This window comes from Staphylococcus sp. LKG3-1, from assembly GCF_048568385.1.
GTDB classification, from domain to species: Bacteria; Bacillota; Bacilli; order Staphylococcales; family Staphylococcaceae; genus Staphylococcus; species Staphylococcus saprophyticus.
The window spans coordinates 1,322,063-1,337,377 of record NZ_CP183796.1 but is presented as its reverse complement, the minus strand read 5'-3'; the positions used below and the strand labels follow the sequence as shown (position 1 = coordinate 1,337,377).

Genomic DNA, 15,315 nt, shown 5'->3' with positions numbered 1-15,315 from the left:
ATGGATTATAAATGAAATCAAGACTGACAACTAAATTTGTGAATAAGTACCTCTTACCTCATAGATCTATTATTTTTAGTTCAGATGAAGCTTTTGAGCAATTTTTAAATAATCGCGAGAAAATTAATGAAAAAAAACATAAACAACCTGAAACATTGAATGTTAAATCTGATTTAGATAAACAAATGCTAGGGGATATGCAAGTCTTTAGATTTCGTTTTAGACATAGCCACGAAAGAAAAATACTCTATATACACGGTGGTTATAATACATTGCAGCCATCTGCTTTTCATTGGAGATTTATGGATAAGCTTTCATTAAGTACATTAAGTGAAGTTGTCATGCCAATCTATCCAAAGACACCTGAGTTTCATATAGAAGATACTTATAATGCTATATTTGAGATGTACAATAAATTGCTAACTGAAGTGGATAGTGATGCTATTGTCATTATGGGAGATGGCACTGGTGCTGCTTTAGCACTAAGTTTTGTGCAACAACTGAAGAAAAAAAAACACCCTTTACCAAGTAAATTATATTTGTTTTCACCGTTACTAGATGCCCAATTGGATAATGAAGGTATCACGGAATCACTAGATAAAAAAGATGTCATCGTTAATAAAGATGGCGTACAACGCATTTTAAACATATGGTCTCATAATCTGCCATTAGACGATGCACGTGTGTCACCAATTTATGGAGAACTGACAGATTTGCCACCGATATATATGTTTGGCGGTGCATACGAAATTTACCTCCCAGACATGCAAAGATTTGCACATATTTTAGCAGATAAATCACAAGAAATACATTTTTATGAATATAAAAGAATGATTCATGCTTTCCCCTTATTACCTATAAGAGAGTCTCATAAAGTGGTTAAGCAAATCGTAGAAACGTTAAAAGATGAATGAACAGATAACTAAATATTTTAAAACAAGCTGAAACATGGATGTCAAAGCTTGTTTTTTTATAATCATTAATAAAATGCTATATGGCTAGAAATAGCGAATCAAAATGCATATATGGTTGTCATACAACGACCTGTGATTAGGTTGTGATTATAGTTTTATAGCTTTACGCTACATTAGGTTTGTTGCACATGTCATTAAAATGTTTGGTTTAATATCGTTGTGTGAACTGTGTCGATAATTAATTTTTGACCCATTAATGAATAATGATGTGCAAGTACTACATCATAGTCTTCGGTGGGTAGCGCAAGGCTTTTAAACTTAGCTGCAGATGATTCGAATGATTTGATGACTTGAGTGCTAAATTCCGTAAAATTAAGCTTGAAAGCTGCATCGTCAGAATCATTTTTTAATATTGAATCTATGGCATCAATCGCTTTCTTCTGACCTTGTAAATAACTGATATCTAAACCACGTTTAATTAATTTATTGTCTGGTCCGTTTAATACAAGTTGCTTACTTTGATTTAATTCGCTTAATTCATATTTAGTATCATCGAATAAATCATACAATTGTGATGCTACTGCTGAATGTATATGATTTGTCATAGTAATATCTAAACTCCTTTTCTTGAAATCCGAATACGATGGCCTAATTGTTTTGGCCATTCAATTAATTGTTGATTATCATAATAATTGATAATTGCTTGTGCAAATTGTTCTGGGAAAGGTGCAGTTTTAATAGTTGCACGATCAATACCTAACATGAGTGCTTCATTCGTAGCAACTTTTGAACCATGTTCATTTGTCATTATGGAAAAGAAATGGACGCTTTTTTCATTATAATCATATAAATAGATGGTAATGTGATAGCGTTCGTTTTTCTTTAATTCAGAAAGGTAGGCCGTGTGTTCTTCAACTGTAAATAGTGTATAGTTTAAGGCTTCACGCTCTTCCAGGGATAATCCGTGTTGATAATTGAATTGGTTAATGGCATCGCTAAAGACCATATTATAATGAGCATCATGCATGTGACCATTGTGATCAATCATATCTTCGTTCACTTGCTGAATCACTGTGAAAGGATTTTTCATGAATACAACTCCTCAAAGTTTGAAAATATATAATTAAAGTTTAACATGTTTTAAAGTATGCTTAACGAAATAAATCTAAAACATACACACATACTATTTCATGGTAAAATAAAGGAAACGATTTCGGGAGGGGAATAATGAGTATAACGATTAAATATCAAACTTCTGAACAACCTTTCGTTCAGGTAGCTCACTATAATGAAATACCAAAAGAAGCTACGCTGATTTGGTATGATTTTAATGACCCAACGGAAACTGAAAACGAAGTATTACAATCACAATTTAAATTTAATAAACTTGAAATTGAAGATACGATAAAAGGGACACCGAGAGCAAAATATAAGGCCTATGAAACATATCAATATCTCGTCTTTCATAGTATGGATACCCCTTTTAATAGGGATAAAGCGTTAAATTTGTTTATCAAAGATAATATTTTGATTACATACCATCACAAACCATTTTCAATATTAGAAGATGTAGAACAAATGATTAAACATCAATTTAATAAAGATTTAGATACGTCTGATGTGGCACTGTATATTTTAGATAAATTGGTAGATGATTATTTTAAACACATTTATGACATCGAAGATAGAGTGTTTGAATTCGAAGACCAAAATTTAAACAGTCAATCCATTAAAGGTATCATGGAAGATGTATTTAAAATTCGTGGTGACATTATTAAATTGAAACGCATTATATACCCTATGAACGAATTAATAGATAATATTAAAGAAAGTAAGCTATTACTTGTAGATAGTAAAAATCATATGTATATTCAACATATAGAGGATCATATTATTAAACAACAAAGTATTTTAAAAACTGCACAAGAAGTGACAACTGAAATAAGAGATAATTATTCGTCCTATACCTCATTTAAAATGAATAGTGTGATGCAAATACTGACCCTAGTATCTGTGATATTCTTACCATTAACGTTAATTGCAGGTATATATGGCATGAACTTTATCAATATGCCTGAGTTAAAGTGGCATTATGGTTACTATATTGTATTAGGTATTATGTTGGCGATTAGTGCAGGATGTATTTATTATTTTAAAAAAGAAAAATGGTTTTAGTATGTAATTTAAGACATTATTTAATATATCAAAGCATTATAAAATGATTGAAAGTAGGAGCAAAAGATGAGCGATAATAAAAGAGAACAAAGAAAAAATGAACATGTAGAAATTGCGATGGCACAAGGAGATGCCACGATTTCTGATTTTGACGAAATACGATTTGTACATCATTCAATTCCTAGTGTCGATGTCGATGATATTGATTTAACAAGTCAGTTAAAAGACTTCACACTAGATCAACCTTTATATATCAATGCTATGACTGGTGGTAGTGAATGGACGAAGCAAATCAATGAAAAATTGGCTGTAATAGCACGTGAAACTGGTATCGCTATGGCAGTTGGTTCTACACATGCTGCATTAAGAAATAGTAAAATGGCATCATCTTTCAGTATTGTCAGAGATACGAATCCGGATGGTATTATTTTCAGTAATGTTGGTGCAGATGTCCCTGTAGATAAAGCGGTTGAATCTGTAAAATTACTCGATGCTCAAGCACTGCAGGTTCATGTGAACGCTCCACAAGAACTTGTAATGCCAGAAGGTAATAGAACGTTTTCTACTTGGATGGAAAACTTAGCACAAATCGTTTCACGCGTAGACGTGCCAGTGATTGTAAAAGAAGTAGGATTTGGTATGAGTAAGGAAACTATTAAGAGCCTCAATGAAATCGGTGTACGTTACGTCGATGTTAGCGGTAGAGGTGGCACAAATTTCGTGGATATTGAGAATGAAAGACGCACATACAAAGATATGGATTATTTAGGATTATGGGGACAAACAACAGTTGAATCACTGTTGGAAAGTGCTTCATATCAACAAGATATGGATATTTTAGCCAGTGGTGGTGTAAGAACACCTTTAGATGCAGTTAAATGTTTGGCATTGGGTGCAAGCGCAGTCGGGATGTCACGCCCATTTTTAAATCAAGTTGAAAACTATGGTATTACTGAAACACTTAATTATACTGAACAATTTACAGATCATATGAAGAAGATTATGACCATGCTTGATGTCAAAACAATAAAAGATTTAAAACAAACGCAAATGGTATTTAGTCCTAAATTACAGTCATGGATTGAACAAAGAGGTTTAGACATCAGATAATTTGAAAAGTTCAAAATAATAGAATAAAACGAAATTAAGCAAGCCACGGCAAAAATGCTCGGCTTGCTTAAATGTGTGATAAGGGATTGGTGTATAAATGACAAGTACTTATACAAACACTTAAATTACTTGATACAAACTGTCGACAAAATCTTTGATTTTGTTGGCAGTTTTTTTACCCATAATTTTCACGGATACTGTCTTAGCATATAATCTTCAACAAGTACTATACTCACAATTTCGGCATAAATCACTATCAATGTAATAGTATATAAAATAAACATGATTGGTATTTATTGTATTAAATAAAGCAAATAATAAAAGCGCTCAATACAAAATAATTGTCATTTCTAAAAATATTTCAAAAAAGCTTAATAAGTGCTACTAAAATTTATTTGTAAGTTATCTATTTAAAGGCATTGATAAATATAGTCACTATTGGTACACCAAGTAGGTCAATTAAGAATGCACCGACAATTGGTACTACGAGATATGCTTTAGGAGATGCGCCATATTTTTTAGTGATAACATCTAAGTTTGCCATAGCATTTGGAGTTGCACCTAAACCATGACCAATAAAACCGCCTACCATAACTGCAGCATCGTAATTCTTGCCTAAGCCACGGAATAATACGATGACTGAGAACAGAATAATAAATAAAACTTGAACTAGTACGATGATGATTAACGGTATTGCTAATTGATATATTTCAGTAAGTTGAATACTCATTAAAGCAATGGATAAGAATAGACTAAGTGATACATCACTGATACGATCAACGATTTTCATATCAATTATTTTTAGATTATTGTATTCTGAGATATTTCTGATTATGACAGCGACAAACATTGCACCAACATAAATAGGGATATTGATACCTGTTAAATCGGTAAATGTGTTTCCTAAATAGGATCCAATGGCCATACAAATAGCTACAATTGTAAATTGTAGTAAAAATACGGTAGTAGGCGCCATTCGATTGTGTAAGTATTCGTTTCTATCACTTTCAGAATAATCTTGCGTAGTTTCTTCTGCTTGTTCAGGCTTTAAGTTATATTTATTAATTAAAAATTTCACTACAGGGCCACCAATTAACCCACCTGCGACAAGACCCAGTGTTGCTGCGGCTAATGCTGCCGTTAATGCTGAATCGACACCTATGCCTTGTAACGTTTGTCCATATGCAGCTGCATTGCCATGACCGCCTTCCATTGACATAGAACCCGCAGTTAAGCCAAGTAATGGCGAAATATTGAGTACTTTTGCTAACGAAACACTTATTAAATTCTGACAAATTGCTAATATGCCACAGAAGATAAAGTAAAATATAAGTATTTTACCACCCAATTTTAGTAGTTTAAGCGAAGCGCCTAAGCCAATCGTTGTGAAAAATGCGAGCATAAAGAAATTCTGTATAAATTCTGAATCTAATTTGATTGTTAACAAACTTGCTGACTTCAAAATTGCGACAACAATTGCAAATAATAGTCCTCCGATTACCGGCGCTGGTATACATAATCTTTTCAAAATATTTACGTGATTGACGATGTATACACCAAGTAAGTATAAAATACTTGCAAGTGCTAAAGTGGTAATTGCATCTAACTCTAGCATTAATAGACCCCCTTTATTTCATTAACTTTATGTAATTATTTAAATATGAGTTCATATTAAGTAAACGTTTACAAAAATATACAAGCATCATTATACATTCTTTAAAACTATAATGATAGTTTGACCTATAATAAAACAATAGTTGCCAATTTAAACAACCTATATAGTAAAGGAGAAAAAACATTGATCACTACCTTGCAATGTACAGTAGTGTATGTTATATTTTTAGCGTAAACTACTGTACTATACATAGTACTGGTTTTCCGATGAGGAGGGCTTCAATGAACAGTCAATTCAAAAAAGGTGCGCTCGAACTAATTGTCTTATTAATCATTAAACGAGATGATCAGTACGGTTATTCGCTTGTACAAAATATTTCAAGATATATGACGATAGCTGAGGGCACCGTGTATCCATTGCTCAGAAGATTAGTGAAAAGTGGAGAACTAGCAACTTATTATCAACCATCGACGGAAGGTCCAGCAAGAAAATACTATCAAATCACTAACCAAGGTGAACAACGATTAAATCTGCTGTTAGATGAATGGCAAGCTTTTTCAGGTGCTGTTAATCAATTTATAAGGGAGAGCGAATCAAATGAATAGAGTAGCATACCTTAAACAGTTAAATAAACATTTGAAAAATTTAGATGATACAGAACGACAGGATATTATTAATGAATATGACACGCATTTTTATAGTGGATTACAAGAAGGAAAAACCGAAGAATAAATCGCTGATGAATTAGGCAATCCGAGACAATTAGCGAAAGAATTAAATGCAAATGCTGCGATAGTCAAGGCTGAAAAAAGTAATGAATTAGGGGATGTGGGTCATGCTACATTAGCTGTTATGGGTTTAAGTATATTAAACTTTTTCGTCATAACGATTCCTTTTATCATATTATTAAGTGTGGTTATTTCATTAATCATTACGACGATATCTCTCATACTCTCACCGATAGGTATTATAATTAAAGGTGCTATAGAAGGGTTTGAAGCAGTTGTCTTATTAGATGTTTTTGTGACAGGCACGATGTTTGGTTTAGGACTCATACTATTCGTCATTACTTATCTTATTACAAAAGGATTTTATGTACTTTGTGTTAAATATCTAAAATGGAATATCCATGTAGTGAAAGGAAGTGCTACGAGATGAAAAAATCATTGATATGGATATTTGTTATTGGTTTAGTCATAACAGTGATTTGTGCAGTAGGGGCAGTTCAACAATTTAAAATTGAACATAAAAAAGCAAATCAAATTACAACGAATTTTAATGAAACTTATAATAATAAAAGTATTAAAGGATTAGATTTAGATTTAAAACATAGTAATGTGAAAATAAAAGAAGGTAAAACGTTTAAGGTATTATCAAAAGGTTCTAATGAAAAAATCAAGATTCATGCAAAAGTTAAAAATGGCAACTTAACGGTAAGTGACCACAAAGGACAATCAAATGTGGATATTTCGTTTTTAGACATGCGATATAATGATATGACTATATATGTTCCTCAAGATTTAGAAAATTTAAAGGTACATTCAGATGATGGTAGTACAACTTTAAATGATATCAATGCGGATAAAGCACAGTTGAATACAGATGTAATGGATTTGACCATCAATGATAGTAAGTTCAATCAATTGGTTGCGTCTGGTGATACATCAGACATTAAACTGAACAAAACGCAATTTCAACACGGTGATTTCAAAACGGATACCGGTGATATTTTAATGAAAGATACACCAGCGGATAAACCTATGCAAATTAAAACAGATACTGGTAATGTAGAGTTAATATATGGTAAGGATAAACCTAAAAACAGTCAAATTGAGTATAGTAGTGATACTGGTAATTTAAATATTGAAGACAAACAATTTGAAAATAAAAAAGTCGGTAACGGCCATCATGTGATCATGATTAAGACAGATACGGGTGATGCGTTAATTAAATAAATAATATGCTTATTTTAAAGGGATAATGTCAATTCAATGACATTGTTCCTTTTTTGATTTACTATATATCGTATGAAAATACTAGGTTATAAGGAGTATATATATGGAACAGTCGTTACGAAGTGAAAAACAATATGGGGCGTTAGCCTTATTGCCGTTGCTGATATTCTTAATTTTATATATTGGCGTAGGGATTACTTTCACGATAATGGGTAAAGAGGATGCGTTCGATCAGTTACCGAGACATGTGGCAATCATGATAGGTATTGTGATTGCGTGGACTTGCTATGATAGGAAAACAGCATTCACAAAAAAAGTACAAATTTTTACTGAACATGCTGGCAATTCAGGCATAGTAAATTTAGGATTAATCTTACTACTCGCTGGTGCATTTTCTACTGTGACTTCAGAAATGGGTGGCAAGGCTGCGATGGTTAATATGGGTCTGTCTGTTATTCCACCAAGTTTACTCATCCCCGGCATATTTATCATGAGTGGTTTTGCGGCCTTAACATTAGGGACTTCAACTGGTGCACAGGCAGCATTCATTCCTGTTGGTGTTGCAGTCGCACAAGCTGCAGATTTAAGTGTTGCAGCGGCGGGTGCAGCGGTGATCGCAGGTGCATATTTTGGAGATAATTTATCTATTATATCTGATACGACGATCGCAGCAACAAATGGTGTCGGTGCGAAAATGAAAGATAAATTTAAGATGAATGTCTTAATTGCTTTACCGGCAGCTATTATTACAGCTATTTTTTATGCTGTTGTAGGAGGAACAGGTAAAGTAGAAGGAGATTTAAGTTTTAATTTTATCAATATTTTGCCTTATATTTTCGTCTTGATAGCAGCAATTGCTGGTCTTGATGTAATACTTGTATTAATTATTGGTATCGTTATGGCTGGCGTACTTGGCATGGTGCAAGGTCAAATGGGCGTATTTCAATTTACAAAAGCAATAGGTGATGGTATGGAAAGTATGTTCACTATTTTCCTCGTTGCTTTCTTAGTATCAGGTCTTGTGGCATTAATTCGTTACTATGGTGGTATAGATTGGATTATTACAGCTATGAAGGCAAAAGCAAAAGGGCGCAAGAGTGCTGAGTATGTTATCAGTTTAATGTCTGGGGTGCTTTCAGCAGCTTTATCACACAATACATTGGCTATTATTATTTCTGCGCCAATTGCAAAAGAAATCGGTGACGAGTATAAAGTACCACCAAAACGTATGGCAAGTTTACTAGATATTTTCGCGTGTTGTGCATTAATGGTATTACCACATGACTCAGGGATGTTAATGGTAGAACAATACGGTGATGTATCTTACTTAGAAGTTTTAAAATATTCATTTTATCCTGTGATTTTTGTAATTTGTACAATCATTACAATTCAATTTGGACTATTGGATCGAGATAAAAAGCAAAAATAGCATAAATATATCTGTCTCTCATTAGACACTTACTTTATGTTTTGGAAAAGAACTATATAAGTAAAGGACATTCAATATGCGTTTTAAAAACGTATTCTGAATGTCCTTTATTTTTTTATATGCGCCAAGTATATTCTGGTTGTCGCATGTCTGATTTCTTCATTCGTGAAATATATGGGTTTCCTTTTACAGTGAATCTTAATGGCTTGTGTGTCCATTCCCCTTTGTTAGGTATGCCAATACGGCCACTTGCTTCAATTTCTTTAGGATACTTACGATTTTTTGTATCAATTTTTAGCCGACCTTCATTCAATTTGGATCCGTCTAAATGTCTAGGTATGTTAAACGCCTTAGTCCATTTACCTGGGCCATTAGTCAGTTCGAAACCGTTCTTTCCTCGATTAATAGCCATTAACTCTATACCTTCTTCGGGTTCTATTGCCCTAATTAATACCCCTTCAGGTTGGCCTTCCAATTGGGTAACGAAATTAATGAGTAGATGTGTATGCATGACATGGGCATAAATAGTGCCGCCTTGTTTATACAATGATTCAACTTTAGGTGTTCTCTTTCCGTTATAACCATGGGCAGCACGATCTTTTGTTCCTATATATGCCTCTGTTTCTACAATATAACCTGTAAAGGTTTGTAGTTCATCGTGGTAGATGATTCTTACGCCGAGTAAGTCTTTAGCAATTGTTACGGTATCGCGTTGTAAAAAATCCATTAGATGCCCTCCACTTTTAATTATATGAAATTAAATTTTTTTAGATGTTTTTAAAATATTTTTAAAATTGTGTTACTATGTACATGATTATTTGTTACACTAATTATTATAAGATTAATAGGAATTAGCATATGCTTTTGGTTAAAGTCTAGTATATGACAAAACTTATTGAAAACAAAGTGAATATGAAATGAGGGGAAAGTATGGAACGAAGCATTGGATTTGGTCAGGCACTCAAATTATTTTGGAAAAACTATGTTAATTTCAAAGGCCGTTCACGTCGTAGCGAGTACTGGTTCATGGCATTATGGAACATCATCTTTATGATGCCAGCATTGATTTTGTATATCATCGGTTTAATAATGACTGTATCAGGCGCAGCATCAAGTTCTGAAGAATTGGTTGCTATAGGAGTTATATTATTATTCTTATCGATTTGTTACGCATTAATATACAGTTTGGCAACATTAATTCCAGGATGGGCACTTTTAATCAGAAGATTTCATGATATGGGAAGGACCATGCTCATGCCATTAATATATCTAGGTGTTATTGTTATAAGTTATCCGGTGCTATTTGTAGTGAATATTCAAGATCCTGAATATAATAATCCAGTATATATCATATTTTTTGCTATTATTTTCCTTGTCTATATAGCACTTGGCATCTACATGCTAGTGATTTGTTGTCTTGATAGTGAAAGAAAAACGAATAAATATGGTGCTAGTCATAAATATGGCAATCATATTCAATCATCTACTAACACATATGCAAATCAAGACGCACCTATACACGAAGACACAAATGTGAAACACGTGAATAGTGAAGAGAATGCTTTCAGTGAAGAAGTTAACACTAGTGATGAGAACGCTACTAAAAAAGACGATAATTTAATTAATGTAAGATAATTGTGGATATTCTTTACCAAGCAAATCATGCAAGGCTTTATAACGATCAAATAAAAGCGCATACTGTTTAACTTTTTTAGCTTCTGGTTGTTTACGATAATAAACAGGTTGCTTCATATGTTTGACAGTTTCTTTTAAGGTTGGATAAGCGCCACCAACATTTGCACCCAACATAGCTGCACCAAGCGCTGTAGCGTTACTTGAATCAATAACGACCACTTCTTTATTTAGCACATTAGCATAAATATCAACTAAAAGTTCACTTTTTATAGGAATACCACCGGCAGCATATACTGTTTCTACGGGAATGTGGTTGTTTTCAAATTGTTGCATAATCATTTTTGTTCCGAACGCTGTAGACTCTAAATAAGCTTTGTGTATCATTTCAAATGGTGTTTGCAGTGTTAAACCAAAGATACTACCTGTTAGCTTACTATCACTTAAGATACTACGGTTACCATTATGCCAATCGAGTACGGTTACATGCTGTTTATCTATTGATATATCAGCAGCCAGTTTCTCTAAGTATTCAAGGATAGAAAGGCCTTGTTTTTCAGCTTGGTCTACATAAGATTTTGGTGCGAGGCTGGCAGAATAATTAAATAAATCACCAACAGCAGCTTGTCCAGCTTCATATGCATAAAGACCTGGAATGATAGCATCTTTAACTGAACCAGTAATTGCAGGTATGGGTTCTTGTTTTGGATCGAGCATCAGATGGCATGTACTTGTACCGATAACAGGCGTGAATTCACCTTGTTCAATTGCGCCGACACCGAGTACACCGGAGTGCGCATCAATGATATACGGAGAAATTTGTACTTGTTCTGTAAGGCCCCATAGATTTTGATAATATGGGCTCAAACTACCAGCGCTTTCACCGATATTGACTACGGGTGCTTCGCATTTTGTTTTAACAATTTCTGGTAATTTCTGATCGATAGCTTCAAAAAAGGAATAATTAAAGCCATCTGTTTCGTTATAAAAGCCTTTAAATCCAATGCCACAATTAGAGCGAATATTTTTATCAGTTAATAAACTGACTAAATAATCTCCAGCTTCCATGATATAGGCACTACGTTCTAAAACTTCTGGTGCTTTGTTTTTAACTTCTAATATTTTAGGAATCATCCATTCACTGTTTACGTTATGACCATAAAAATTTAACCAGGATGGGTTTACCTTATCACTTACTTGTTTCATGTAGGTTGCTTCATCTTGAGCGCCATGATGCTTCCACAGTTTCACATAAGCATGCGGTTGATCTTCTAAATCTGGATGTAAATGTAAAGGTTTGAAGTCATCATCTAAGAACACGATGGTACAACTGGTGAAATCTATACCAATGCCGATGATGGACTTAGGATCGACTTGACTATCTTTTAAGACGTACTGAACGCCTTCCTCCAATATAGAAGTGTAGTCTGCTGCATGTTGTAAAAAATAATTGTGCGGTAATTCGGCACCATTTAATGATTCTGAAATGGTGCCATGTGGATATTCTTTTATATATGTAGAAATAATTTCACCATTTGTTGTATCTACTAAAAATACGCGCCCTGAAGCAGTACCATAGTCGATGCCGATACTATATGTCATGATTGCATTGCCCCCTAATCAGTTTGTGGAATAAGCCTAGAGACTTCATTTATCTTTATGATAGTGCTTACATATTATAATGTAAAGTTAAGATCATTGTGATATTGGATTATTGAGAAATACAGTCATATTAATATAAATATGTGTGATTTATTTAAAAATGTATATTTCAAAAGACAAATGGTATCATCAGAATAGAGGATTTATATAAGAAGGGTGGCGAAATGGTATGTCATTAATAATTGACCATGTAACAAAAAAGTATAAAAATTTTACTGCTGTAAACGATATGTCACTTTCCTTAGAAAAAGGAAAGATGCTAGGATTTTTAGGAAGAAATGGCGCTGGGAAAACAACCACATTTAGAATGATATTAGGATTGACACCCATTACAAAGGGAAGCATCACATATAATGATAAAGTAATCGATCGCTCGTTATATAATCGTATTGGTTATTTACCAGAAGAACGTGGCTTACATCCTAAGATGAAAGTAGAAGACGAATTACGTTATTTAGCTACATTAAAAGGCATGGCATCTAAAGATATTACAAAAGCAATTGATTACTGGTTAAAACGATTTGATATTACAGAAAATAGAGAAAAGAAAATCGAATCACTTTCTAAAGGGAATCAACAGAAAATTCAATTACTAGCAAGTATGCTACATGATCCTGAGTTGCTTATTCTTGATGAACCATTTAGTGGTTTGGATCCAGTGAATGTTGAATTGCTAAAGTCGGCGGTTCAAGACTTAAACAATGCAGGTACGACAATTATATATAGCTCTCATAGAATGGAACATGTTGAGGAACTATGCGATAACGTATGTATTTTAAATAAGGGGGAGCTTGTTGTATCGGGGCCAATTGATGAAGTGAAAACGAATCATGGCAACAAACGTGTAGTCATTGAAACAGATCACGAAATGCCAGAAATTGATAAAGTAGATGGGGTCCTAGAGGTAGACAGAAATAAGAGAGAGATTAAAGCAATGATAGAGACAGAATCCGTCGCAGAACAAATTTATGACATAGTGAAGCAATATGGCTTTGTGAAACGATTCCAGGTAGTAGAACCTTCACTAAATGAAATATTTATAGACAAAGTAGGTGACGTTAATGGATAAATTTTTAGCAACATTTTCACTGACGTACAAGAACAAAGTCAAGACGAAATCATTTATGATTTTTACTGGATTGGTTATTGTCTTAATGCTCTTAGCAGCTAATATGAATAAGATTATTGATTTGTTTGATGATGGTCCTGATAAAGTCGGCGTTGTTTCATCTGACAATGAAATTTATAAAGTAATAAAAAGTCAAGGTGATCAACTGGACGAGGGGGCTACATTTAAAAAAGTTTCAGAGAAGCAAGCTAAAACGCAAGTTCAAAACGAAAAATTAGATAAAGCATACATTATCAAAATGACAGATGATAATAAACTTTCTGGAAAAATTTTAAGTAAAGATACAGTTTCAGAACAACAAAAACAAAAATTAAAAGCTTCTTTATCAACAATTCAAACACAACTCGTCGCAGCGAACTTGAATTTGTCCCAAGGGGAACTGAAACAATTGCAATCACAAAGTAAAGTTACGTCAGAAGTCATTGCTGATAAAGCAAGCAATTCAAATTTAAGTGAAGCGCAAAAAGGCTTTAACACAATAATGGTATACGCAGGACTGATGTTGATATTCTTTATTGTCTTTAATTATGCAAGTCAAGTAGCGATGGAAATTGCTACAGAAAAAACGTCACGCGTTATCGAAATGATTATTACGAGTGTGAGTCCAGTCACACATATTTTAGCTAAGATTTCCGGTGTGATTGCTGTGGCATTTACACAGATTATCATATTTGTAGCGGCAGGCTTAATATGTTTCTTCGTATTTGATATAAGTGATATGTTGAAAGGATTTAAAATTGAACCAAACGAGTTAACGATGCAAATATCTATTGTAGGTATCGTTTCACTAATTATTGGTATCCTTTCATATATTATATTAGCAGCTATTTTGGGATCCATTACGGCACGTATTGAAGATATCAACCAAGCGTTGATGCCGATGACACTATTCAGTATGATTGCATTTTATATCTCGTTATTCAGTGTGATGAATCCAGATACAATGCTTACAAAAATCACTAGTTTTATCCCGCTATTGTCTCCGTTCGTAATGTTTGTACGTTCAGCGTCACCTGATGTTGCAGTTTGGGAGATTGTTGTGAGTGTTATTTTATCCATTATTACCATTTTTATTTTATTATGGATTGCTGTAAGAAGTTACAAAAATACGATTTTGAGTTTTGATAAAGGCTTTATGAATGCAATGAAACGTATTTTTAAAAGAAGTTAAACGCATGAATACCTAATAGAGTGAGATAGAAAATTATTTTTTTCTAAGCAAATGTCGTTGCGTGATCTCTAGATAACATGACTAGATTGTGAAATGGGCTGAGGCATGATAGACGTCTCAGCTCGTTTTTTTGTTATTAATTCATATAATTATTGATTGGAAGATGATGAATTTGTTGGGAATTAGGTAAAAATAGAAAAATGTATAACAATTTTCTATATAGTTTGATAGAATTTATGATTAGTATAGATAAATATTTGAATAAATTGTTACAATATAAGTGAGTAATATGAAGATATAAAAAATGATTGAATGTATTCAAATGTTACATAATTATTTTTAATTAAACATCTAAGCATATTTTATGATTGAGGGACCATAAATATATGTTTTAGAGATCATTTGTGTGCACCAATTCAGTGTTTTAATGATGAAATTATGATTATCTTATATTCGTAAACGAAATCTATATTAGATAATTGCCTTCACACTTATTCAAAACCCCTTGAATCAAGTATAACGA

General features: G+C 33.2%; 16 protein-coding genes. 11 read left to right on the top strand and 5 right to left on the bottom strand.

What is annotated here, in order from left to right; genetic code table 11:
- The first annotated feature begins 11 nt into the window (after nt 1–11).
- Entirely contained in the window at nt 12–914 is a 903-nt protein-coding gene (locus ACM595_RS06750; protein WP_041079174.1) for an alpha/beta hydrolase fold domain-containing protein, read from the top strand.
- A gap of 194 nt (nt 915–1,108) precedes the next feature.
- Here the strand turns inward: ACM595_RS06750 and ACM595_RS06745 are convergent, their stop codons facing one another.
- On the bottom strand, nt 1,109–1,519 hold the full coding sequence (locus ACM595_RS06745) for a hypothetical protein (protein WP_002482505.1): 411 nt from the start codon (nt 1,517–1,519) through the stop codon (nt 1,109–1,111).
- An 8-nt stretch (nt 1,520–1,527) separates the two neighbouring features.
- Entirely contained in the window at nt 1,528–2,004 is a 477-nt protein-coding gene (locus ACM595_RS06740; RefSeq protein WP_069838161.1) for a thioesterase family protein, read from the bottom strand.
- Between the two features lie 137 nt (nt 2,005–2,141).
- Here ACM595_RS06740 and corA point away from each other — a divergent pair, with 137 nt between their 5' ends.
- Both corA and fni read left to right on the top strand, forming a co-directional pair.
- Nucleotides 2,142–3,089: a magnesium/cobalt transporter CorA gene (gene corA, locus ACM595_RS06735; protein WP_069838160.1), complete on the top strand. Its 948-nt coding sequence runs from the start codon at nt 2,142–2,144 to the stop codon at nt 3,087–3,089.
- A gap of 66 nt (nt 3,090–3,155) precedes the next feature.
- Nucleotides 3,156–4,199 carry a type 2 isopentenyl-diphosphate Delta-isomerase gene (gene fni / locus ACM595_RS06730; RefSeq protein WP_048787062.1) on the top strand — a complete coding sequence of 348 codons (1,044 nt, stop codon included), beginning with the start codon at nt 3,156–3,158 and terminating at the stop codon, nt 4,197–4,199.
- 406 nt (nt 4,200–4,605) lie between these two features.
- Here the strand turns inward: fni and gltS are convergent, their stop codons facing one another.
- Nucleotides 4,606–5,814, bottom strand: a complete 1,209-nt coding sequence (gltS, locus tag ACM595_RS06725; RefSeq protein ID WP_041079166.1) for a sodium/glutamate symporter — start codon at nt 5,812–5,814, stop codon at nt 4,606–4,608.
- A 281-nt stretch (nt 5,815–6,095) separates the two neighbouring features.
- Here gltS and ACM595_RS06720 point away from each other — a divergent pair, with 281 nt between their 5' ends.
- From ACM595_RS06720 to ACM595_RS06700, 5 genes are all read left to right on the top strand, one after another.
- Nucleotides 6,096–6,419 carry a PadR family transcriptional regulator gene (locus tag ACM595_RS06720; protein WP_002482510.1) on the top strand — a complete coding sequence of 108 codons (324 nt, stop codon included), beginning with the start codon at nt 6,096–6,098 and terminating at the stop codon, nt 6,417–6,419.
- On the top strand, nt 6,412–6,546 hold the full coding sequence (locus ACM595_RS06715) for an HAAS signaling domain-containing protein (protein ID WP_002482511.1): 135 nt from the start codon (nt 6,412–6,414) through the stop codon (nt 6,544–6,546). The genes ACM595_RS06720 and ACM595_RS06715 overlap by 8 nt, the downstream gene beginning before the upstream one ends.
- 120 nt (nt 6,547–6,666) lie before the next feature.
- The gene (locus ACM595_RS06710) at nt 6,667–6,972 is read left to right on the top strand and encodes a hypothetical protein (protein WP_371806945.1); all 306 of its coding nucleotides are present in this window, start codon (nt 6,667–6,669) and stop codon (nt 6,970–6,972) included.
- Entirely contained in the window at nt 6,969–7,769 is an 801-nt protein-coding gene (locus ACM595_RS06705) for a DUF4097 family beta strand repeat-containing protein (protein ID WP_069838159.1), read from the top strand. Before ACM595_RS06710 ends, ACM595_RS06705 begins: the two co-directional genes overlap by 4 nt.
- A 103-nt stretch (nt 7,770–7,872) precedes the next feature.
- Complete coding sequence (locus ACM595_RS06700) at nt 7,873–9,198, top strand: Na+/H+ antiporter NhaC family protein (RefSeq protein ID WP_037537845.1); 1,326 nt, start codon at nt 7,873–7,875, stop codon at nt 9,196–9,198.
- Between the two features lie 115 nt (nt 9,199–9,313).
- On the opposite strand, the gene ACM595_RS06695 is transcribed toward ACM595_RS06700, so the two are convergent.
- The gene (locus ACM595_RS06695) at nt 9,314–9,925 is read right to left on the bottom strand and encodes a DNA-3-methyladenine glycosylase (protein ID WP_002482515.1); all 612 of its coding nucleotides are present in this window, start codon (nt 9,923–9,925) and stop codon (nt 9,314–9,316) included.
- Nucleotides 9,926–10,128: 203 nt separating this feature from the next.
- Here ACM595_RS06695 and ACM595_RS06690 point away from each other — a divergent pair, with 203 nt between their 5' ends.
- On the top strand, nt 10,129–10,833 hold the full coding sequence (locus ACM595_RS06690; protein WP_419744482.1) for a DUF805 domain-containing protein: 705 nt from the start codon (nt 10,129–10,131) through the stop codon (nt 10,831–10,833).
- Here ACM595_RS06690 and ACM595_RS06685 read toward each other — a convergent pair.
- Nucleotides 10,816–12,432 carry a ribulokinase gene (locus ACM595_RS06685; RefSeq protein WP_041079163.1) on the bottom strand — a complete coding sequence of 539 codons (1,617 nt, stop codon included), beginning with the start codon at nt 12,430–12,432 and terminating at the stop codon, nt 10,816–10,818. The genes ACM595_RS06690 and ACM595_RS06685 overlap by 18 nt on opposite strands.
- Nucleotides 12,433–12,661: 229 nt before the next feature.
- Here ACM595_RS06685 and ACM595_RS06680 point away from each other — a divergent pair, with 229 nt between their 5' ends.
- Both ACM595_RS06680 and ACM595_RS06675 read left to right on the top strand, forming a co-directional pair.
- Nucleotides 12,662–13,561, top strand: coding sequence for an ABC transporter ATP-binding protein (locus tag ACM595_RS06680; protein ID WP_037537848.1), 900 nt, complete (start codon nt 12,662–12,664; stop codon nt 13,559–13,561).
- Nucleotides 13,554–14,792 (top strand): ABC transporter permease, encoded by a 1,239-nt coding sequence (locus ACM595_RS06675; protein WP_037537849.1) that lies wholly within the window; start codon nt 13,554–13,556, stop codon nt 14,790–14,792. The genes ACM595_RS06680 and ACM595_RS06675 overlap by 8 nt, the downstream gene beginning before the upstream one ends.
- The last annotated feature ends 523 nt before the right edge of the window (nt 14,793–15,315 follow it).